Here is a 21,372-nt window from a genome sequence, read left to right as displayed (position 1 = left end):
CGCCGGAATTTTCCGGCGACTCCGCAGCTTTCCGGCGATTCTGCGTTTGCGGAGCGGGCGCGGACGTGATCGAGTAGGACCATGACTGAACAGCCCGCACACCTGGACAACCAGCCGCTGAACGAGCTCGAAGAGCAGCTTGCCCGGGGGGAGCAGCCGGACGCCAACCCGGTGGACGTGATCCTGGCCTTCCTCAACAACGAGGTCTACGTGGTCAGCTCCGACGCCCTCGAGGGTCCCGACTCCCAGGTGGAGCCCCTGGTCCTCGCGAATTCCTCGGGCAAGCCGGTTCTGGCCGTCTTCTCGCACCCGAGCCGCGTCACCGAGCAGTATCTCGCGGCCGCTCCCAACGTCCTGGGCACACAGGGCGCCGCGATCATCGGCAACCTCGGCGACGAGCTCGGCATGGTGATCAACCCGGGGGCCGCCTACGGCTTTGAAATCGATCCGGAGGGAGTGGCCAACATCCGCCGCGACTTCAAGCCCTCCGACGAGTTCGCGGACGGTACTGCCGGGTCCGCGGACCGCCCGGCGCAGGATACGGACCTCGCCTGAGCCAGCGTCCCGGACGGCGGTATTCTTCGCGAATACCGCCGTCGCAGTTAGACCAGCCGCTTCAGTGGGGGCAATAATGGCAACATGCGTCTAGGCGTCCTCGATATCGGGTCCAATACCGTCCACCTCCTGCTGGTCGACGCACACCCCGGCGCACGGCCGGTCCCTTTCGCTTCACACAAACGGCCGTTGTCCCTCGTGCAGTTCCTCGACGGCGACGGCAACATCAACGACGCCGGCCAGCATGAGCTTGTCGAGTTCGTCCTTGAAGCGTGGGAATTCGCCGCCAAGCACAAAGCCGACGACCTCCTCGCGTTCTGCACCTCGGCCATCCGCGAGGCCACCAACGGAGCGGAGGTCCTGGCCCGCGTCAAGCATGAAACCACGGTCACCCTCCGGGAACTCACCGGCAGCGAAGAGGCGTCCATGACGTTCTTCGCCGTCCGCCGCTGGTACGGCTGGGGCGCCGGGCCCATCCTGAACCTGGACATCGGCGGCGGCTCCTTCGAGATGGCCCTCGGACAGGACGAACTCCCCGAGCTGGCGATGTCCGTGCCGCTCGGGGCCAGCCGGCTGACGCGCGACTGGCTCCCCGGAGACCCGCCCTCGGCCAAAAGCATCAAGGAGCTGCGCCGCTACATCCGCTCCACGCTCAAGCCCGCCGTGCGCAAATTCGAGAAACTGGGCAGGCCCAACCATGTGGCGGGCACGTCCAAGACCTTCCGGTCCCTCGCCAGGATCGCAGGGGCCGCCCCCAGCGCCGCCGGGCCGTACGTCAAGCGCGAGCTGCAGGCGCTGGACCTGGGGCTTTGGGCGCAGCGTGTCTCGGCCATGGAGATCGGGGACAGGTTCCACCTGCCCGGCGTTTCCGAGGCCCGGGCGCCGCAGGTCCTCGCCGGCGCGCTCGTCGCGGAGGCCGCCTTGGAAATGTTCGAGTTCGCCAGCATGGAGATCTGCCCGTGGGCGCTGCGCGAGGGACTCATCCTCCGCCGCCTGGACCAACTGGTGTTCGAGGGGCCGCTCGACCCCGCACCGCATGTGGCGCAGAGGCCGCCGGCGCAGCTCCAGTCCCCGGAGAAGGTTTCCTAACCCGGTCAGTGTCCGCTGCGAATCCTGCGGGTTCGATTGGAAGTGCCGATTGGAAGTGTCGATCCGCAGGGGTTCCGTTCGTGTAGTTGCTGAGAGGCCGGCACGCCGCCGGCGGATTCGACAAGGAGGCACCTGAAATGTCGCAGTACCTGCTCAGCATTTACCAGCCGGACGGCCCGGTCCCGGGACCTGAGGTCCTCGAACCGATCATGCGGGACCTGGCGGCCCTGAACCGTGAGATGCAGGCAGCCGGGGCCTGGGTGTTCGCCGCCGGACTGCACCCCGCGGAGTCCGCCACCGTCCTCCGGCCCCGTGACGGCGAGATTCTTATCACCGACGGCCCGTTCACCGAAGGCAAAGAGCACTTGGGCGGCTTCACCGTCATCGAAGCCCAGGACCTGGACGCGGCCCTCGGCTGGGCCCGGAAGCTGGCCGGCGTCACGACCCTTCCCGTTGAAGTCCGTCCCTTCCAGCACTAGCCCCCGGACGGGAACGCTGCCGTGAACGGTCATGGCCCCCGCGCCGGTGCCACCGAGGCGGACATTGCCCGGGTCTTCCGGAACGAATACGGCCGGGCAGTAGCCGTCCTGACGCGCACGTTCGGGAACATCGATATAGCCGAGGACGCCGTCCAGGATGCCTTCACGGCGGCGGTCCGGCACTGGCCCTCGGCAGGCGTCCCGCCCAGCCCGGCCGGCTGGATCATCACCACGGCACGGCGCCGGGCCATCGACCGGCTCCGGCGGGAGTCCTCGCGCGAGGACAAATACGCACAGGCCGCTTTCCTGTCTGCGGCGCCGGCGGGGAACGGATCAGCACCGGCCGCGGACGAGCAGCTCCTTGCGGACCAGGCAGGAATCGACGACGTGGACGACGACACTTTGCGGCTGATTTTCACCTGCTGCCATCCGGCCCTGGCCAGGCCCGCCCAGGTGGCGCTCACGCTGCGGCTTCTGGGCGGACTGACGACGCCGGAGATCGCCCGGGCCTTCCTCGTTCCGGAGAGCACCATGGCCCAGCGGCTGGTCCGGGCCAAGGCGAAAATCCGCGACGCCAAGATCCCCTACCGCGTCCCGCAGGGCGCCGACCTGCCAGAGCGGCTGCAATCGGTGCTCGCCGTCGTCTACCTCATCTTCAACGAAGGCTACAGCGCCGGCCCCGCGGACAGCCCCGGCCGTACGGAGCTCTGTTGGGAGGCCATCCGGCTTGGCAGGCTGGTGACGTCCCTCATGCCGGACGAACCGGAGGCGAGGGGACTGCTGGCACTGATGCTGCTCATCGAGTCTCGCCGCGCCGCGCGGTTTACTCCCGACGGCGGACTCGTGCTGCTGCCTGAACAGGACCGGCAGCGGTGGGACAGGGCGCTGGCCGCCGAGGGCCAGGAGCTGGTGCGTCAGTGCCTGCGCCGGAACCGGCCGGGGCCCTATCAGCTTCAGGCCGCGATCAACGCCGTCCACAGCGACGCCGCGACCGCCCGCGGCACCGACTGGGCACAGATCCTGCAGTTGTATGACTTGCTCCTGGCCGTCGCACCCGGACCGGTCGTGGCCCTCAACCGCGCCGTCGTCGTGGCGGAGCTGCACGGTCCCGCTGCCGGGTTGTCGGAGGTTGAGAGCCTGGGACTGGACAATTACTACCTCTTCCACGCCGTCCGCGCCGACTTCCTGGTGCGCCTGGACCGCGCTCCGGAGGCTGCCGGGGCCTACCGGCGGGCGCTGGAGCTTGCCGGGAGCGCGGCGGAACGCCGGTTTCTGGAAGAGAAGCTCCGGAGCTGCTGGCTCGCCGGGGCCGGAGACTGCGAGCGGCCGGACTCGCAGGTGCCTTGAAGCTCGCAGCTCGCTTAACGGAGTAGCGCCGGGCGCTTGGAGCAGGACTTGGGGGAAATCTGCTGCAAACACCCGGCGCACCGCCGGCTCCGGTGGAACCGGCTATCATCACTCGCACCTGTTGAGGCACGCTCCACGGTAGTGGCCGCAGATGGGCGCACGGCGGGAGTCACCTGTGAGTTCGCTGACAATCCGCCGTCGTTCGGCTGCGGTGGCGTGCCGACGCAGGAGTCAGTCGGAATGGGCGCCGGCTTAAACGGAAAAGGCACCGATGGTCCACTGCGGGAAAATGGGAAAACCCGCCGCAGACCATCGGTGCCACGCAGGCATCCGCATGCCTGCTGCATCACTCGCACCCTCAATGAGGTAATGACAACGCTAGGCTCCGAAGTTGTGCGCTGACTGCGGCCAAGGTGTGAGCTGGCTGGGAATCGGGCCGGACTGCAATGATGGGAGCATGAGCAACCGAATCGCATTCCTGGGCTGTGGATCAATGAACGAGGCAATCATGGGCGGCCTGATCGACGGCGGCGTCGATCCCGCCGACATCGTCGCGACGGTGCGCCGGGCTGACCGCGCGGCCGGGCTCGCAGAGCGCCATCACGGGATCACGGCCATCGCCGGCGAAGAAGAGCCCGAAAACAACAAACAGGCGGCCACCGGCTCCGGCGTCGTGATCCTGGGCGTCAAGCCGGCGGGCATCGCGGACCTGGCACGGGAAATCAGCGGTTCCCTCTCTCCGGACACGATCGTCATCAGCGTCGCAGCCGCCGTTTCCCTGGCGCAGCTCGAAGCCGTGCTGCCGGCCGGCCAGCCCGTCATCCGCACCATGCCGAACACTCCGGCGAAGCTCGGCCGCGGCATGGTCTCCGTCACCCCCGGAAGCAGCTGCTCGGCCGGGCAGCTCCAGCACGCGAAAGACATCCTCGCAGCCGCCGGCACGGTGGTGGAGGTTCCCGAAGAGCAGGTGGACGCCGTCTCGGCGATCAGCGGCTCGGGGCCGGCCTACGCCTTCTACCTGGCGGAAGCCATGGCGGCGGCCGGCGTCGAACTGGGCCTGGACCCGGAACTGTCGCTGCTGCTCGCCCGCGGGACCGTCGCGGGGGCCGGCTTCATGCTGGCCGAGCCCGGGGCGGACCCCGCGTCGCTGCGCAAGGCGGTCACCAGCCCGAACGGCACCACGGAACGGGCCATCGCGACGTTTGATGAGCGCGGCCTGCCGGCCATCATCGCCGAGGGCGCCCGCGCGGCCGCCGCCCGCTCGGCGGAAATCACCCGCCAGCTCGGCTGAACTCAGGGGCGCGCGGCGAACCGTTCCAGCAGGTCCACGTGGCCCGAAACAATGAGCATGTCCCGTGAGGAAACCTTCGTCTCGGGCCGCGCATAGGTGAAATCCTCGCCCGGAGACTTTACGCCCACAATCGTGACGCCGTACTTGGACCGGACCTTGGACTCGTCGAGCGTGAAGCCCACGGTTTCGCGCGGCGGGTACATCTTGACGATGGCGAAGTCGTCGTCGAACTCGATGAAGTCCAGCATGCGGCCCGAGACCAGGTGCGCGGCGCGGACGCCGGCGTCGGCTTCCGGGTAGATGACGTGGTTGGCGCCGATCCGGGTCAGGATCTTGCCGTGCGAGGGCGTGATCGCCTTGACCCAGAGGTGTTCGATCCCGAGGTCCACGAGGTTCACCGTGATCAGCACGGAGGATTCGATCGAGGTGCCCACGCCCACCACGGCGGAACTGAATTCCTGGGCTCCGAGCTGGCGGAGGGCGTCGATGTTGGTGGCGTCGGCTTCCACCACGTGCGTCAGGACGCCAGCCCACTTCTGGACCAGGGTGCGGTCGCGCTCGATGGCAAGCACCTCCCGGCCCTGCTTCACCAGCTGCTCTGCGGTGGATGCGCCAAAGCGGCCAAGCCCGATCACCAGCACGGGGGCATTGTGGGCGGGGCGGTTGACGGCGCCTGAGGAACTAGCCAATGATCGGTCTCTCTTCCGGGTAGTGGTACAGCTGGCTGCGCTGGCGCAGGGCCAGGGCGGCGGCGAGGGTGACCGTCCCGACGCGCCCGGCAAACATGAGCACAGTGAGGACGTAAACCCCCGACGGCGGTAATTCGGCACTGAGATTGGTGCTCAAGCCCACCGTGGCGAAGGCGGAAATGGTTTCAAACAGGACCCGGTCCAGGGAAGCGCCGCTGATGTGCAGGAGCAGCAGGGCCGAGACCGAGACGAGGGTGGCGCCGGCGACGATCACCGAGATGGCCACGCGCATGGTGCCCTCCGGGATGGTCCGGCCGTAGATCTTGACATCGGCATCGCCGCGGGCCTCGGCGGCGATCGCCAGGAACATCACCGCGATGGTGGTGACCTTGATGCCGCCGGCCGTGGATGCCGAGCCGCCGCCGGCGAACATGAGGGCATCAGAGACCAGCATGGTGGTGGATTCCATGTTGTTCTGGTCCACAAGGTTGAAGCCGCCTGAACGCAGCATGACGGAGGCAAACAGCGAATGCGTGATCTTGTCGCCGAGGTCCATGCCCCCGATGGTGCGCAGGTTGTCCCATTCCAGGAGCCCCCAGAGGAGCGCCCCGGCGGCGAAGAGGATGAAGGACACCTGGATGGTCAGCTTGGTGTGCAGGTTCCATTTCTTCCACCGCAGCCCGTTCTGCTGCAGCACCATGACCACGGGGAAGCCCAGGCTGCCCAGGAACACACCGAGCATGAGCGGGATGAGGATCCAGAGATCGGTTTCGTAGGGGACGATTCCGTCCGAATGCGGAGTGAAGCCGGCGTTGTTGAACGACGAAATTGCGTAGAAGACGCCGTGCCAGAGGGCCTGCGGGAAACTCTCCCCGAGGATCAGGAAGCGGGGGACCAGGGCCAGCGCCAGTGCGCCCTCGATCACGACTGACGTCACGATCACGATCCGGAGCAGGGTACCGACCTCGCCGAGCCGGCCGGCGTTGTTCATGGCCTCCTGGGCAATCAGCTTGCCGCGGACACCGAGTTTCTTGCTGACCATGAGCGCCAGCAGCGAGGCGAGAGTGAGGGTGCCCAGGCCGCCCACGAAAATGCCGACCAGAATCACGAGCTGACCGAAGAAGGACCAATACGCGGCCGTGGAGACCACGGTCAGGCCTGTGACGCAGACGGCGGACACGGCCGTGAAGAGGGCCTCGTGCAGCGGTGTGACCTGTCCGGTGGCGGAAGCGATAGGCAGCGAAAGCAGCGTGGTGAAAACCACGATGACGATGCCGAACACCGTGAGGGCCAGGCGGGCCGGCGAGCTGTTCGCGATGCTGTCAATGAAGTCGCGCAGGCGTGTGAAGATCCACAGGCCGTCCCGCTCCGGCATGCCTGGCTGCCAGCTGGCCGTGCGCGTAGACCTCGACTGGCTTTGCGTCATGTTTTTCCTTGGTTGAAACTGCTTCCCTCAGTAGTAAACCACTAAAGTCCGCGTCATGACGGGGGGAGCACGCCTGCGCACGCGGGAAGCAGGGGGACGCTCGGGTAGCCTGTGAGTGATGACATTCCTGCCCGGACTCTCTCAGGCCGCGCTGCCAACGACGGTGGTGTGGGCTCCTGCCATGACCGCCTACAACTTTGGCCACAGCCACCCGATGGCGCCCGAGCGCATGGAGCTCACGGCGAAGCTGGCCGGCAGCCTGGGACTGCTGGATCTGGAGCATGTAACGGTAGCTGCCCCGGAAGTCGCCGCCGACGAGGAACTGCGCGCGGTCCACAGCCCCGAGTTCGTAGCCGCCGTGCGGCGCGTGAGCGAAGATCCGGACACTCCCGATGAAGCCAGGGGCCTCGGAACCGAGGACGACCCCGCCTTTGCCGGCATGCACGAGGCCAGCGCCCGGCTGGCCGGCGGCTCCCTGCTGGCGGCCGCCGCCGTCCTGGACGGCAGTGCGGTGCGGGCCGTGAACTTCGGCGGCGGAATGCACCACGCCTCCCGGGACCGCGCAAGCGGTTTTTGCATCTACAACGACGCCGCCCTCGCGATCCAGCGACTGCTTGACGGCGGCATCCGGCGCGTCGCCTACGTCGACGTCGACGCCCATCACGGCGACGGTACGCAGAGCATTTTCTGGGACGATCCGCGCGTCCTGACGATTTCGCTGCACGAGTCCGGGCTGACTCTCTTCCCGGGCACCGGGTTTGCCAATGAGATCGGCGGCCCGGGGGCGCAGGGCAGCGCCGCGAACGTGGCCCTCCCGGCGGGCACCGGCGACGCCGGCTGGCTGCGGGCCTTCCACGCCGTCGTGCCGCAACTCATCGGCGCGTTCGAACCGGAAGTCATCGTGAGCCAGCACGGGTGCGACTCGCACCGGCTTGACCCGCTTACCCATCTGAACATCAGCGTGGACGGCCAGCGTGAGGCCGCCACAGCGATCGGCAATCTCGCCGCGCGCTACTGCGACAACCGCTGGATTTCCACGGGCGGCGGCGGCTACAACGTCGTCAGCGTGGTGCCGCGCTCCTGGAGCCACCTCATCGCCATCGCCGCCGGCCGGCCTGTCCCCCTGCGCACCCCGGTTCCGGAGGACTGGCGCCGCTACGTCAGGGACAAGTACGGGGCCAAGTTCGGCGTCGAGCCCCCTGAACTGATGGGCGACGACGTCGACGTCTGGTGGCGGTCCTGGGAAGTGGGGTTCGACCCCAACGACGCGGTGGACCGCACCATCATGGCCACCCGCAAAGAGGTGTTTCCCCTGCATGGATTGGACCCCTGGTTCGACTAGCTCCGCGCCGCGGATCAGGCCAGGCGGCAGCCCGCCAATTTGTGGATGCCATCTGGCGTATATGTCGCTAGTGTGGAGGACATGGTGACAGACGACGTATTTGCCGTCATTGCTGAGGCAACCAGGCGTGACATTCTGGTGGCCCTCCGCAAGGGGGATAAGGCAGTGGGGGAATTGGTCCAGGAGCTTGATGCAAGCCAGCCCACCATTTCAAAACATCTCAAGGTCCTCCGGGAAGCGGACCTGGTGAGCATGCGCGCCCAGGGCCAGAAGCGCTACTACGCGCTCAACCCGAAGCCCCTTGCCGGCGTTGCCAACTGGCTGCAGACCTTCGACGTCGTCCCAGCAGCGGCCCCGGACACGGCACCGGCCCGCCACCCCGAATCCAGCCCCCAAACCAGCCCCGCAGCGGTGCCGGACAGCCTGGCAGCCGCGGCCGCCCCGCAGCCGCTACCTGCCGCAGCGCAGGCTGGCGCGCAGCCGGCTGCGGCACTGGCCGGCCGCCCTGCCGGCAGCCCGCTGAGCCCCGCCGTCGTTATCCCGGTGGGAACCGCCGGCGAGGATAAGATGCCCCAGCAGATCGGGCGGACCGTGGGCCGCGCCGCCACCAAGGCCGCGGACCTCCTCGCCAACCTGCCCAAGTTCGGCCGCAAGAAGTAGCCCTCCGGCCTCCCGTCTTGTGTTGGCGGTTCGCGCCAGTGCCCGGCGCCAACTCTGCCGCGAAATGCCATCTAGGCTGCGGACTTAGCCCCGGAGGATCCGCACGTGGTCCGGGGTGAGGTCCGCGATGCGGCTGACGCCCAGCAGGGCCATGGTGCGTTGCATGTCCTTCTCCAGGATCTGGAGGGCGCGGTCGACGCCGGCCCGGCCGCCGGCCATGAGTCCGTAGAGGTAGGCGCGGCCGATCAGGGTGAAGTCGGCGCCCAGGGCGAGCGCGGCGATGATGTCCGCGCCGCTCATGATGCCGGTGTCCAGGATGATCGCGGCGTCGCTTCGGTCCGCCTTCAGGGCGGCGGACACCTCGGGGAGCAGGTGGAAGGGGATCGGTGCCCGGTCCAGCTGGCGGCCGCCGTGGTTGGAGAGCACGATCCCGTCCGCGCCGTGGTCCACCACTTTGCGGGCGTCCTCTGCTGTCTGGATGCCCTTGACCACGAGTTTGCCCTTCCAGGTCTCGCGGAGCCAGTCGAGGTCGGCGAAGGTCAGGGTGGGGTCGAACATGGAGTTGATCAGGTCCGCGACGGTGCCCGTGTAGCGGGAGAGCGAGGCGAAGGTCAGGGGCTCGTGGGTGAGGAAGTTGAACCACCATGCGGGCCGGTAGGAGGCGTCCAGGACGGTCTTGAGCGTCAGTGCGGGCGGGATGGTCATGCCGTTGCGGACGTCCCGGAGGCGGGCGCCGGCGACGGCGGTGTCCACCGTGACCATGAGGGTGTCGTTGCCGGCGGCTGCGGCGCGTTGGATCAGTTCCAGGGACCGGTCCCGGTCCGTCCAGAGGTAGAGCTGGAACCAGTTGCGGCCGGCCGGTGCGGCGGCGGCGACGTCCTCGATGGACGCCGTGCCCATGGTGGAGAGGGTGTACGGGATGCCGGCGGCTTCGGCGGCCCGGGAGCCGGCGTATTCGCCTTCGGACTGCATCATCCGGGTGAATCCCGTGGGCGCGATGCCCACCGGCAGCCGGGACGGGCCGCCCAGGATCTCGGTGCTGAGGTCGATGCTGGAGACGTCGCGCAGGATGCCGGGACGGAATTCGATGTCCAGGAAGGCCTGGCGGGCGCGCCGGAGGGTGATTTCGGCTTCTGCGGCGCCGTCGGTGTAGTCGAACGGCGCCTGGGGTGTGCGGCGCTTGGCGATGTCGCGCAGGTCCCAGATGGTGCTCGCGCGGCGCAGCCGGGCGGCCCGGCCGAACTCCGGCTTCTTGAACTGCATCAGGGGCGCGAGGTCGGCGTACTTGGGCACGCGGCGCCTCAGCGCCGCCGGAACGGCCCCGGGGCCGGCCTGCCCGAATGCACGGGCGCCGGGCGCCTGGATGTCCGGCGCCGTCGCGCTCGGCGTTGTGGGGGCCTCTGGGTTCTCGGGCGGGAAGGTCTGCGTCATGGCTTCCTCCAAAGCGGTCGGATGCTCGTGTTGGGGTCCTTTCACACTCTAGGGGGTGGCCGGTGGTGACAAGGGACGCGGTTGGCGGCAGCGCCGGTAATGGGCACTGCCGCCAACTGCTCCTTCGCCAAGCCTCGGGCGGGCCGAAAGGCCTTAGCGCAGTTCGATGTCCAGGGTCTGGAAATCATCGGCCGAGTGGCGGCCTACCAGTAGCCGGAAGGTTCCGGGCTCAAACTGCCAGCCGCCGTCGTAGTGACCGAACGCCTTGGCCGGGATCCGGACTTCAACGCTCTCCGTTCCGCCGGGCGCGAGGTGTGTTCCGGCGTAGCCGGCCAGCCAGCGGACCGGCCGCTCCACGGCGGAGTCGGCGCGGTCCAGATAGACCTGGACGATTTCCCGGCCGATGCGCGTGCCCGTGTTCCGGACCGGCACGTGCACCACCACGTCCTGGTTGGCGGGAACGGATGCCGGAGTGTGCGGGCTGCCGACGTCGAACGTGGTGTACCCGAGGCCGAATCCGAACGGCAGGGCCGGCGCAGCTCCGCCGTTGGCCTGCTGCCGGAGCCACGCGCGGTAGCCGATGTGGATCCCCTCGGAATACACCACCTTGCCGTCGACGGGGCGGGTGGCGAGCACCGGAACGTCCGCCAAAGCCGCAGGCCAGGTGGTGGGCAGCCGGCCGCCGGGCTCCTCGGCGCCGAGCAGGATATCGGCGACTGCGGTGCCGAACTCCTGGCCGCCGAACCAGCCCAGCAGGACCGCGTCAACCTTGTCCAGCCAGGGCATGAGTACCGGCGAACCGGAGTTGACCACAACTACCGTGCGCGGGTTGGCCGCGGCTACGGCTTCCACGAGCTGGTTCTGCCGGCCGGGCAGGTCAAGGTCCTTGCGGTCGAAACCCTCGGATTCGATCGCCGCGTTGGTTCCAACCACCACCACCGCGACGTCGGCGTCCCGTGCGGCGTCCACGGCAGCGTCGATCTCCGCCTGGGGATCCGTGACCACGGTTTCCTCGCCCAGCAGGATGGCCGTGAACGGGATGACCTGCTGCTTCGGCAGCTGGTATTCGGCGTCGATCCGGACCCTCCGGCCGGCCGCGGCCTCAAGGGCGTGGACGGTCTTGGGCGGGTCGAACAAGGCGGCGCCAAGGACGTCGGTGTCGTCCTCGAGCTCACCGTTGAACACTTCATCCCCGTCGAGGGCGAGCCGGATCTGACCGACGGTCCCGACGCCGAGGTGGTGGATACCGGCCGTTTCCGCGGTCCAGTCGGCCTGCATCCGGATGGCTGCGGTGCCGTCGGGAATGCCCACGCCGAACCAGATCAGATGTGAGGCAAGGCGGTCTTCGCCCGAGATCTCTGTTCCGTCCGCTGTGAGGAACGTGACCCGGATTCCGGGCACACCTGATACCGGGTTGTGAAGCGAGGTGCGCGGGAACGCCTGAAGGCCTTCCGCCACCTTGGCGCCGCGGGCATAGGTGACGTCGACGCCGTCGGGCAGCGCCTTTCGCAGTCCCTCCAGCGGCGAGACGGTGTATTTGGGCATGACGGTGGCGCTGCCCCCGCCCTGCGTGCGCGCCTCCTCGGCGTTGTGGCCGATCACTGCCACGCTGCCCAGCTTCGCGGCGTCCAGCGGCAGGATTCCGCCCTCGTTACGGACCAGTACCGCGCCACGGACAGCCACTTCACGGGCGACGGCGGCGCCGTTCAACTGTGCAGGCAGGTCCGTCACGGCCGGCGTGAATCCCTCGAGGGAACCCACGCGGGCGGCAAGCCGCAAGATGCGGGTGACCTTTTCCAGGATGGCGTCCCGGCTGACCCGGCCGTCGTTCACGGCCGCCAGCAGCTTCGGGCCCCAGTGACCCACAGGTCCCGGCATTTCCAGGTCCTGGTGCGCATTGGCAGCCTCCACGGACCGGACCCCGGTCCAGTCAGACACAACGACGCCGTCGAAGCCCCATTCCGTGGCGAGCGGCGTCTCGAGGAGTTTGTTTTCGCTGGCCGTGGTGCCGTTGATGGAGTTGTACGAGCTCATCACGAGCCAGGCGCGGGCTTCGGTGATGGCGTCTTCGAAGGCGGCGAGGTAGAGCTCGCGGAGCGGGCGCTCGGCCACGACGGAATCCGATGTGAAACGCTCCGTCTCGGCCTCGTTGGCGAGGTAGTGCTTCGGGGTGGCGCCCACGCCCATGGACTGCACGCCGGAGACGTACCCGGCGGCCAGCGTCGCGGTGAGGCGGGGATCTTCGCTCATGCATTCGAAGTGCCGACCGCCCAGCGGCGAGCGGTGGAGGTTGATAGTGGGGCCGAGGACGGCGTGGACGCCCTTGCGCCGGGCCTCCTGCCCGAGTACCTGACCGTAGCGGCGGGCGGTTTCAACGCTCCACGTCGCGGACAGGGCGGAGGACGAGGGCAACGAGACGGAGTCGTGGCGCTCATCGAAGTCCTCGCCGCGGACGCCGGCGGGGCCGTCGGACATCACGACGCGGCTGAGCCCGATTTCGGGGATGGCGTGCGTGGACCACACATCCGCTCCGGTCAGCAGCTGTATCTGCTGCTCCAGGCTCAGACCGGCAGCGAGCTCGCGGATCCGGGCCTCCGCATCCGGCGAATCCGGGGAGAGGGCCAGGACGGCAGGGGATAGCGAGGGGTTCATTTACTTGACTCCTTTGATGCGTGTGACGAGGATCGCGCCGATGATGCCGACGACGGCGCCGCCGAGGAACAGTGCGGGGTATCCGCCCAAGGCGATCACGGGGAAGGCGACGGCGGGCACCAGGGACTGGGGAAGCGCCTGGGCAATGTTGAACACTCCGAAGGTCTTGGCGTTTTCAGACTGGGTCCCCGGCAGGAGGTCGGCGATGAGGGCGACGTCCACGGCGCCGAAGCAACCCAGGCCCAGTCCGGCGATGGCCTGGCCCACCAGGACCTGGTCGGTGGTGCTGGAGGTGGCGATGACGATCAGGCCCACCATGATGATGAGGGCCGAGGCGATCACCATGCCCTTGCGCTTGCCGATCCTGTCGCTGAGCCAACCGCCGGCCACGCTGGTGAGCACCGTGCCGGCGGAACTGATCAGCGTTGCCTGGAAGACCAGGGTGGTGACCTGGGTCGGGGCTACGTGGAGCTGGTCGGTGAAGAAGTACGGCAGATAGAGCAGGGCCGCGCAGTAGCCCACATAGACCATGAACTTGGTCAGCCAGGCCCAGCCCAGGCCAGGGTAGGTGCGGGGGTTGAAGTAGAACGAACCCAAGATCTCCTTGAGGTTCAGCGGAGCGGGCTTCTCGGTGAGGACGCGGTCCTTGAAAGTGAAAGCGAAGCCGATGGCCAGGGCGGTCCCCACGACGCCGGGAACAACGGCCATCTGCAGGGCATTGTCGAAGAGCTGCGCGAAGAACGCCGCGGCCACAAGCCCGACGGACAGGGTCATGCCGATGAGCCCGGACAGGCGGCCGCGTTCCGACGGGGCGGCCTGGTCCGGAAGGGTGGCCACCAGCGCCGCGAGTGCCGCGTTGAAGCCTAGCTGGGCAAAGATCCACGCGACCAGGACCCCCGGGACAGTGGTGGCCGAACCCAAAAAGAAAAGCGCAACAAGCCCGGTCAGCGCCCCGCCGATGATCCACGGCTTGCGCATTCCGAAGCGGGACGTCGTGCGGTCACTCAGCCGGCCGAAGAACGGATTGGCGAGAAGGGCGACGACGGCGCCGACGCCGGCGACAAGGCTCAGCGCACCGGCGCGCGTGTCCGGCGTGGTGATTTCGGAAACCTTGATGGCCAGAACAACGATGGCCGGCGCCAGCACCGCCATCCACAGACCGGCGCTCGCGATCGGCATCCCGATCACGTAGGCGCGGGAAGCCTTGCTGATTGACGGTTCCAGGCTGCTGGGAGCCTGATGGGCGGCCTGAGCCGCTGAATCCTGGTTGATGGTCCTGACGGCCACATTGCCTCCTGACGAAAAGTGGCCCTCCGTTGGGCCCTGGGAATGATCGTAACCATAAAAACCGAGTGCGACTAGGTTTTAAGACAAAAAGGTGAAATAAACTGTGTCAATGTCAATCTCGAAGCCGCGCGGGCCCTACGCCAAAGGAGCGGAACGCCGCGAGCAGATCGTTCGGACAGCGACCGATGTGTTCGCCACAGAAGGCTTTGAGGGCACTGCCCTGAAGCGCGTCGCCGAACTCGTCGGCGTGAAAGAGGCAACACTTTTCCACTACTTCACTGGCAAACAGGAACTCCTGACGGCCGTGCTGGCCGAACGGGACCGGCGCAGCCGGGAAGCCGGGGGGACGGGGGACGTGGGGCTGTCTTCCCTCGCCGTCGTTGCCGAGCGAAACCGCCGCGAACCGGGCCTCACTACTCTGTACGCCGTGGCGTCGGCGACCGCCAACGACCCCGGACATGATTCCCACGGCTATTTCCAGGACAGGTACGCGCAGCTGGTCGAGGAATTGCGGCAGGACATCGCGCACCGCCAGGGTGCGGGTTCGGTGCGGACGGACGTTGCGCCGGACATCCTGGCCAGGTTGGTGATCGCAGCGTTTGACGGCCTGCAGCTGCAGTGGCTCTACGACAAGGACGTGGACATGGCGGACGGCTTGACCCAGCTTGTCGACGTCCTGCTGGCCCCGCCGGCGGCCTGACCCCGTGCCCGCCCCGAGATGACACTTTGCGGCAGCATCGACCCGCCAGATAGCGCCGTGATCTGCCGTCTCGACGACGTGGGGCGGCCGGGGAGCTGGGGTGGCCCGCCGGCTGGGTGGCGGCGGTGCCGGCGAAATGTTACGCCCGGCGTTTGCCCCTTCCTCGGCTCCGGGGCTATGGTCGACGCTATGACTAACCGTTGGTATGCGTATTTTTCGTTGGCTCTGGAGGGGCCCGCGTCTAACTGACACGCATCCAACTTTCCTTCAGAGCCAACAGGGCAGAGATCATTCTCTGCCCTTCGCCATTTCTCCGGCGGGTTCTGATCAGGGCCCGCTCCGCACCCGGAACAGGACCCGAACATGAGCATCGAAGCAGCCGCCGACACCCAGCAATCCACCTCGAACCTGCGCGTCAGCGAGTTCACCCCGCTGCCCACCCCGCAGGACCTCATGGCGGAACTGCCGCTGGAGGCCCGCATGGCCGAGGTGGTGGGACGAAGCCGCGACGAGGTCCGAGCCATCATGGACGGCGTCGATGACCGGCTGCTGGTAATCGTGGGTCCGTGCTCCATTCACGACCCCAAGGCCGGCCTCGAATACGCCCGCCGGCTGGTGAGCCAGGCAGAGAAGCACCGTGAAGACCTGCTGATCGTCATGCGCACGTACTTCGAAAAGCCGCGCACCACGGTCGGCTGGAAAGGCCTGATCAACGACCCCCGGCTGGACGGCAGCCACGACATCGCCGCAGGCCTGCGCGCGGCCCGGTCATTCCTGCGGCAGGTCACCGCGCTCGGCCTGCCCACGGCCACCGAGTTCCTCGAGCCCATCAGCCCGCAGTACGTCGCGGACCTCGTCTCCTGGGGCGCGATCGGCGCCCGCACCACGGAGAGCCAGATCCACCGCCAGCTGGCCTCCGGGCTGTCCATGCCGATCGGGTTCAAGAACGGGACCGACGGCGACCTCCAGGTGGCGCTGGACGCCTGCAGCGCCGCCGCGGCCGCCCAGGCGTTCCTCGGGATCGACGACGACGGCAGGGCCGCGCTCGTGGCCACCGCCGGCAATCCGGACACCCACATCATCCTCCGCGGCGGACGCAAGGGACCCAACTACTCCGCCGCCGACGTTGAGGCCACTTCGGCCAAGCTGGCCGCGAAGCAATTGAACCCCCGGCTGATCGTGGACGCCAGCCACGCCAACAGCGGCAAGAACCACCACCGCCAGGCCGAGGTCGCCCTCGAAATCGGATCCCAGCTGGAAAGCGCCGGAGCCGCTGCCGGGGCCATCGCCGGCGTCATGCTGGAGAGCTTCCTGGTGGGCGGGGCACAGAACCTGGACGTCAACGCCTCGGCCAACGCCGCAGGCACAGCCGCAGAACCAGGCTCGGGGCGGGACGAACTGGTCTACGGCCAGAGCGTCACGGACGCCTGCATGGACTGGGACGTAACGGCGTCGGTGCTCGGCCAACTGGCGGCCTCGGCCCGCACGCGCCGGACCCGCGCCTGAGGCCGCAACCCGGACCAGGGAACGGGGTGCCGGCGCGGCCAGCATTTCGAGATTCCTGCGGAAAGTGCGTGGGTATTCCTGCGGAAGCCTTTCACATTGGCACCATGAGCAACTACAGTTGCTTTCACATGGTTGTTTGATGGCTCAGCATCGGCACACCGCCATGGCATCAGGTGGGGCTGCCGTTCGCTTGAGCAAAGGAATAAGGGAAATGTCTACGGAGGCCAACTTCTCCAAAGCCCGTTTTTTGACCGTGGCTGAGGTCGCGGAACTCATGCGGGTATCAAAGATGACTGTGTACCGTCTGGTGCATTCGGGGGAGATGCCGGCCGTTCGCTTCGGCCGCTCCTACCGCGTACCGGAGAACGCCGTCGAGCAGTACCTCAAGGGTGCTGTCGTCGACTCGAGCGACGGCCACGCCGGGACTGGTTAAACAGTCCGCAACATCTTTCTCAGCGTGAATTGACTGCTTTGGGGCCCGCATACGGCCCGCGGTCGTGGGGTGCCCCGGAGAGGCGGTACCCTGTTAAGGAACGTTTTACGTCATTGTAAGAACCTGTCAGTTGTTTCAGTCTGCTGCTTAGCCCGCGGACCCTTCCCAACAGGCAGGTACTGCATCTAGCCGGTAAGGAACTTTCGTGGGTTCAGTTATTAAGAAGCGTCGCAAGCGTATGGCCAAGAAGAAGCACCGCAAGCTGCTTCGCAAGACGCGCCACCAGCGTCGCAATAAGAAGTAGCAATACTTCGCACTGCATGAAATGCCCGTTGCCTTCCAGGTGGCGGGCATTTTCTTGCCCTTGTGCGGGCGGGCAGGGATTTTGCGCCGGAAACGGGCACGGGCTGGGGAACCGGGCGCAGGCTACGGGACCGGACGACGGCGGGCCGGATCCGCGCCGCGCGCGACCGGAACCGCGGCGGAAAGGTCCGGAGCTTAGCGGCCGGGGCCGCGGAAGCGGGAGAACCCCCGCCAGAGGCCGTAGATGGCCCCGCCCACCGTGGCGGCCTTGAACCCCAGAGTGGCAGCGCGCCGGCCGGAGCGGAAATCGTAGACCGGCCAGTTGTGCTCGCGGGCGTAACGGCGCAGCTTGGAGTCGGGATTGATGGCGACGGGGTGTCCCACCATGCTCAGGAGCGGGATGTCGTTGTGGGAATCGCTGTAGGCCCAGCAGCGGCCAAGGTCCAGGCCCTGGTCCTCGGCGATTTCGCGGACCGCCACCGCCTTGGCCGGGCCATGGAGGATTTCGCCCACGAGCTGTCCGGTGTAGGAGCCGTCCAGGATCTCGCCCACAGTGCCCAGCGCCCCGGTCAGGCCCAGCCGGCTGGCAATAACGTTCGCCACCTCGACCGGTGTCGCCGTGATGAGCCAAACCTTGCGCCCGACCCGGAGGTGCTGCTCGGCCAGGGCTTTGGCCCCCGGCCAGATCCGCGACTCGATCATCTCGTCATAGACCTCTTCGCCCAGGGCCTCGATATCCTTCGCCGTGATGCCGGCGGCGAGGGACAGGGCGGAATCCCGGACGGCATGGACATCGTCCATGTTTTCGCCGCGCAGGATGAACATGAACTGCTTCCAGGCGAAGCCGGCAGCCTGCCACAGGGTGAAAGCGCCGCGCTGGTGCAGTTTGCGTGCCACGTGGAAAAGGCTTGCGCCCTTCATGAGGGTGTTGTCGACGTCGAAGAACGCGGCCTCGCCGTGCTGCGGCGTTGCAGCGGGCTCGCTGGCCACAGCGACGTTTTTCTCCTCGGGCATGCCACGAGTCTAGTCAATGACCGGCCCCGGACCGCCCGCCGGGCGCGCGACGCGGCGGCAGGGCTGCATGACGGCCCCCCAAGCGCCGCCGCCGGTGTTGTCCCCATGAGGGGAGTGCAGCGCGTCGACGCCGACGCGCCCGCCGGGCTACGGTGGATCCATGGCCACACCCGCGTCTTTCCCCGATGTAGTACTGATCACCAAAGCTAACTGTCACCTGTGCACGGAGGCGCGCGCCGCCGTCGGCCGCGTCACTGCTGCCCTCGGGATCGGTTGGACGGAGCAATCCGTGGACGACGACGCCGGGCTGCGCGACCGATTCGCCGAGGAGATCCCGGTGGTGCTGGTGGACGGCGTGCAGCGGGATTTCTGGAAGATCGACGAGGCCCGCCTGACACGGACCCTTCAGCGGGCCCTCGGACAACAGCCCTGACGCCTGGTGCTTTGTTGCGTGATGCGCGCGGGCTCTAGAGTGGGAAGCACAACGCGACGCAATGGAGCAGATAGTGACTTCGCTGGATTCATCTCCCGAGGCTGTTCCCGGGGGAGCCGGGACTGCCGCCAAACAGATTCCGCCCGCGGCCGTGGCGCGGCTGACCATTTATCTGCGCGCCCTGACCACTCTGCTGGCTGAAGGGGTGGACCGGGTCTCGTCCGAGTCCCTGGCCGAGGCCTCCGGGGTTAGTTCCTCGACGCTGCGCAAGGACCTTTCCTATGTTGGCTCCTACGGAACGCGGGGCGTGGGGTACGAGGTCCAGTACCTCAACCGGCACATCGCGGCCGCCCTCGGGCTGACGCATGACTGGAAGGTCGCAATCGTCGGTGCGGGCAACCTGGGCAAGGCCTTGGCCCGATACGGCGGATTCGAGTCGCGGGGCTTTGACATCGTGGCAATTTTCGACGCCGACCAGATGGTGGTGGGTAGCGAAGTCGGCTGGCTGCGCGTCAGCGACGCCGCGGACCTTGAGCCGGTATTGCAACGGACGGGCGCCAACATGGTGGTCCTTGCCCTGCCCGCCGCGGTGGCCCAGGATGTCTGCGACCGCGTGATTGCCGCCGGTGTGCGGAGCATCCTCAGCTTCGCCCCGGTGATGCTGCAGGTCCCGCCGGGGGTCAACCTCCGCAAGGTCGACATGGCAACTGAACTGCAGATCCTGGCCTATCACGCACAACGGGCGCAGGACCCGGAGGACGCCGACTAGGTTCGGCCAGGTCCTCCGGCTCCCGCGCCCGTTGGGCACTTCCCTGTTGGGGAGTCCTTGGTTCAGCTACTTCCCGAAGGGCGCGCCGGGACGCCCGTAGGGGTTGGCAAAGGGTTGCCGCTTCTGGAAATAGGGCGACGCCGCGGGCAGGTACAGCAGCACGATGGCCGCAATGCCGAGCAGCGCGGCCAAGGTGGCGAGGCTGAACGGGAAGAGGTTGAGGATCGACAGCGCAGCAAACACCGTGCCCAAAATACGGGCCCAATTCTTGCCCTTGCGGACATTGAACGCCACGAGGGCGTACAGCCCGGCGGTGATCACGGCGATCACCACGATGGTGCCGATCAGGACACCTTTGAGGGACTCGAAATCGACCTTCGTGCCGCTTGTTGCCATCTGCTGCTCGAACAGGTCCCGAACGGCGGGGCTGTCCAGGGTGCCCAAGGACAGCAGCATGGAAATCACCCACACCGCGCCTGCCGCGATGATCAGCCAGAACGAGGTGTTGACGAGCTGGGGAGCGGGGCCAGCAGCCTGAGGCTGCTCGGACGGGTACTGGGCGTAGGGGGCCTGGCCGTACTGCGGGGCGTTCTGGCCATACTGCGGTGCGTTTTGGCCGTAGGCCGGCGGGGTCTGCTGGCCATACTGCGGTGCGTTTTGGCCGTACTGCGGAGCCTGCGGGGCGTTTTGGCCGTAGGCCGGGGGCGTCTGCTGGCCGTACTGCGGTGCGTTCTGGCCGTACTGCGGAGTCTGCGGGGCGTTTTGGCCGTAGGCCGGGGGCGTCTGCTGGCCGTACTGCGGAGTCTGCGGGGCGTTTTGGCCGTAGGCCGGGGGCGTCTGCTGGCCGTACTGCGGGGTCTGCGGCGCGTTCTGACCGTTGGCAGGGTTGGACTCCCCTCCCGGCTCGGAGCCGTTGGGAGGTGAAGGCTGGACTGGAGGGTTGCTCATGAAGCGGTCCTTTGCGAGTCGATCACGGAATCGGCCACCGGGACCAGCGATCCTGCCCTGCCCCCAGCATGGTTTAGCTCCACCGTACCGCGGGCCGGCCGCCGTGCGGATCATTCCGAAGAGGTATTCTCAACCCTCGTTCGACCCCCGGCTGTGCCGCGGCTGGACGGCAAGCGGGACGGGCGGTCGGGCCGCGCGCACGCCACTGCCATCAGAGGGAATCCCGGGGCGCGGCAGGCCTAGATTCGGCCCCGATGGGCGACAAACCAAGCCTGTGAATTTGGCAGCCACATGAGCACGGTTGCCGCCAGGCTGATGAAGAAGCCCGGCAGGCCTCCACCGCCCCGACCGGCAGCGACACCGGCACTAACGATGGCCAGCACCAAGGAGATGCCAACAAGGACTGTCAGGGCGAAGCGGGCCCACTCCCGGCCCTCCTTCATCTTCATGGCCAGGATGATCTGGGCGGTCGCCAGCACGAGGGCCACCAACACCAGGACGAACACCAGGAGCCCGAGGGGCGGCGCAAAGGCGATGATGACAAAGGACCCGAACAAACCAATGATTCCGCCGAGGATGCCCAGAAGCCCGCCGATGAGCCAGATCCAGTACGAGACCTTCAGCTCTGTGGGCATTGCGGTGACCTTGAACATGCCGGACAGGCCGCCCGCGGGCAATGCATCGCTAAAGCTTCTCGGGCGGTCCGCAGGCATCTCGAAGCGGAATCCGCCCGTAGGCGCCGGCTGCCCCTGGTAGCCCGGCGGCGGTGCCTGGTAGCCGGGTGGAGGTGCCTCATAGCCCGGCGGCGGTGCCTGGTAGCCCGGCGGGGGCGCCTGATAACCCGGCGGCGGTGCCTGGTAGCCCGGCGGCTGCTCCGGGCCGGCCGGCGGGACACTGCCCGGCGGCGGCGGGGGATGGGCGCCTGGCTGCTGCGGCGGCGGGGGATGGGCGCCTGGCTGCTGCGGCGGTACATCACTCGGGTTGCTCATGGCTCTCACTGTAGACCGGCGATTCCCTG

At 67.6% G+C, this 21,372-nt stretch carries 21 protein-coding genes; 13 read left to right on the top strand and 8 right to left on the bottom strand.

From position 1 onward, the window contains the following. Positions 1-81 precede the first annotated feature (81 nt). The 5 genes from ABD243_RS13325 to proC all read left to right on the top strand — a co-directional run bounded on the left by ABD243_RS13325 (position 82) and on the right by proC (position 4,761). On the top strand, positions 82-555 hold the full coding sequence (locus ABD243_RS13325) for an SseB family protein (protein WP_344366559.1): 474 nt from the start codon (positions 82-84) through the stop codon (positions 553-555). 84 nt (positions 556-639) lie between these two features. Continuing rightward, the gene (locus ABD243_RS13320; protein ID WP_116765292.1) at positions 640-1,644 is read left to right on the top strand and encodes a Ppx/GppA phosphatase family protein; all 1,005 of its coding nucleotides are present in this window, start codon (positions 640-642) and stop codon (positions 1,642-1,644) included. A gap of 137 nt (positions 1,645-1,781) precedes the next feature. Next, complete coding sequence (locus tag ABD243_RS13315; RefSeq protein ID WP_116765357.1) at positions 1,782-2,123, top strand: YciI family protein; 342 nt, start codon at positions 1,782-1,784, stop codon at positions 2,121-2,123. A gap of 21 nt (positions 2,124-2,144) precedes the next feature. Beyond that, positions 2,145-3,470: an RNA polymerase sigma factor gene (locus tag ABD243_RS13310; RefSeq protein ID WP_344366553.1), complete on the top strand. Its 1,326-nt coding sequence runs from the start codon at positions 2,145-2,147 to the stop codon at positions 3,468-3,470. A gap of 457 nt (positions 3,471-3,927) precedes the next feature. Further along, a complete protein-coding gene (gene proC, locus ABD243_RS13305; protein WP_344366550.1) occupies positions 3,928-4,761 on the top strand; it encodes a pyrroline-5-carboxylate reductase in 834 nt (277 codons plus the stop codon). A 2-nt stretch (positions 4,762-4,763) separates the two neighbouring features. Here proC and ABD243_RS13300 read toward each other — a convergent pair whose 3' ends face one another. Both ABD243_RS13300 and ABD243_RS13295 read right to left on the bottom strand, forming a co-directional pair. Beyond that, positions 4,764-5,402 carry a potassium channel family protein gene (locus tag ABD243_RS13300; protein WP_202615744.1) on the bottom strand — a complete coding sequence of 213 codons (639 nt, stop codon included), beginning with the start codon at positions 5,400-5,402 and terminating at the stop codon, positions 4,764-4,766. A 40-nt stretch (positions 5,403-5,442) separates the two neighbouring features. Further along, positions 5,443-6,876, bottom strand: coding sequence for a TrkH family potassium uptake protein (locus tag ABD243_RS13295; RefSeq protein ID WP_344366545.1), 1,434 nt, complete (start codon positions 6,874-6,876; stop codon positions 5,443-5,445). Between the two features lie 118 nt (positions 6,877-6,994). Between ABD243_RS13295 and ABD243_RS13290 the strand changes: the two genes are divergently transcribed. Together ABD243_RS13290 and ABD243_RS13285 are read left to right on the top strand one after the other, a co-directional pair. Beyond that, a complete protein-coding gene (locus tag ABD243_RS13290; RefSeq protein WP_344366542.1) occupies positions 6,995-8,218 on the top strand; it encodes an acetoin utilization protein AcuC in 1,224 nt (407 codons plus the stop codon). An 81-nt stretch (positions 8,219-8,299) separates the two neighbouring features. After that, on the top strand, positions 8,300-8,878 hold the full coding sequence (locus ABD243_RS13285) for an ArsR/SmtB family transcription factor (RefSeq protein WP_344366539.1): 579 nt from the start codon (positions 8,300-8,302) through the stop codon (positions 8,876-8,878). Positions 8,879-8,962: 84 nt separating this feature from the next. Here the strand turns inward: ABD243_RS13285 and ABD243_RS13280 are convergent, their stop codons facing one another. The 3 genes from ABD243_RS13280 to ABD243_RS13270 all read right to left on the bottom strand — a co-directional run bounded on the left by ABD243_RS13280 (position 8,963) and on the right by ABD243_RS13270 (position 14,248). Beyond that, positions 8,963-10,309 carry an alpha-hydroxy acid oxidase gene (locus ABD243_RS13280; protein WP_344366536.1) on the bottom strand — a complete coding sequence of 449 codons (1,347 nt, stop codon included), beginning with the start codon at positions 10,307-10,309 and terminating at the stop codon, positions 8,963-8,965. Positions 10,310-10,462: 153 nt separating this feature from the next. Further along, on the bottom strand, positions 10,463-12,961 hold the full coding sequence (locus ABD243_RS13275; protein WP_344366533.1) for a beta-glucosidase family protein: 2,499 nt from the start codon (positions 12,959-12,961) through the stop codon (positions 10,463-10,465). Beyond that, positions 12,962-14,248, bottom strand: a complete 1,287-nt coding sequence (locus ABD243_RS13270) for an MFS transporter (RefSeq protein WP_344366529.1) — start codon at positions 14,246-14,248, stop codon at positions 12,962-12,964. Positions 14,249-14,357: 109 nt separating this feature from the next. On the opposite strand from ABD243_RS13270, the gene ABD243_RS13265 reads away from it, so the two are divergent. The 4 genes from ABD243_RS13265 to ABD243_RS13250 all read left to right on the top strand — a co-directional run bounded on the left by ABD243_RS13265 (position 14,358) and on the right by ABD243_RS13250 (position 17,191). Next, positions 14,358-14,948: a TetR/AcrR family transcriptional regulator gene (locus ABD243_RS13265; RefSeq protein ID WP_344366526.1), complete on the top strand. Its 591-nt coding sequence runs from the start codon at positions 14,358-14,360 to the stop codon at positions 14,946-14,948. Between the two features lie 363 nt (positions 14,949-15,311). Next, a complete protein-coding gene (locus ABD243_RS13260) occupies positions 15,312-16,454 on the top strand; it encodes a 3-deoxy-7-phosphoheptulonate synthase (RefSeq protein WP_344366524.1) in 1,143 nt (380 codons plus the stop codon). 211 nt (positions 16,455-16,665) lie between these two features. Then, positions 16,666-16,887: a helix-turn-helix domain-containing protein gene (locus ABD243_RS13255; protein ID WP_116765282.1), complete on the top strand. Its 222-nt coding sequence runs from the start codon at positions 16,666-16,668 to the stop codon at positions 16,885-16,887. Between the two features lie 205 nt (positions 16,888-17,092). After that, the gene (locus ABD243_RS13250; RefSeq protein ID WP_003792170.1) at positions 17,093-17,191 is read left to right on the top strand and encodes a 30S ribosomal protein bS22; all 99 of its coding nucleotides are present in this window, start codon (positions 17,093-17,095) and stop codon (positions 17,189-17,191) included. Positions 17,192-17,385: 194 nt separating this feature from the next. Here ABD243_RS13250 and ABD243_RS13245 read toward each other — a convergent pair whose 3' ends face one another. Continuing rightward, the gene (locus tag ABD243_RS13245) at positions 17,386-18,204 is read right to left on the bottom strand and encodes an HAD family hydrolase (protein ID WP_344366519.1); all 819 of its coding nucleotides are present in this window, start codon (positions 18,202-18,204) and stop codon (positions 17,386-17,388) included. Between the two features lie 160 nt (positions 18,205-18,364). Between ABD243_RS13245 and ABD243_RS13240 the strand changes: the two genes are divergently transcribed. Then, entirely contained in the window at positions 18,365-18,637 is a 273-nt protein-coding gene (locus tag ABD243_RS13240; RefSeq protein ID WP_344366517.1) for a glutaredoxin family protein, read from the top strand. A 73-nt stretch (positions 18,638-18,710) separates the two neighbouring features. After that, the gene (locus tag ABD243_RS13235; protein ID WP_116765279.1) at positions 18,711-19,406 is read left to right on the top strand and encodes a redox-sensing transcriptional repressor Rex; all 696 of its coding nucleotides are present in this window, start codon (positions 18,711-18,713) and stop codon (positions 19,404-19,406) included. Between the two features lie 66 nt (positions 19,407-19,472). Here ABD243_RS13235 and ABD243_RS13230 read toward each other — a convergent pair whose 3' ends face one another. Next, the gene (locus ABD243_RS13230) at positions 19,473-20,354 is read right to left on the bottom strand and encodes a hypothetical protein (protein ID WP_344366512.1); all 882 of its coding nucleotides are present in this window, start codon (positions 20,352-20,354) and stop codon (positions 19,473-19,475) included. A gap of 239 nt (positions 20,355-20,593) precedes the next feature. After that, on the bottom strand, positions 20,594-20,989 hold the full coding sequence (locus ABD243_RS13225; RefSeq protein WP_237563243.1) for a hypothetical protein: 396 nt from the start codon (positions 20,987-20,989) through the stop codon (positions 20,594-20,596). Positions 20,990-21,372: the final 383 nt, after the last annotated feature.

Source organism: Arthrobacter humicola, from assembly GCF_039531445.1.
In the GTDB taxonomy this organism is placed as follows: Bacteria; Actinomycetota; Actinomycetes; order Actinomycetales; family Micrococcaceae; genus Arthrobacter; species Arthrobacter humicola.
This window is presented reverse-complemented; position numbering and strand designations above follow the sequence as displayed.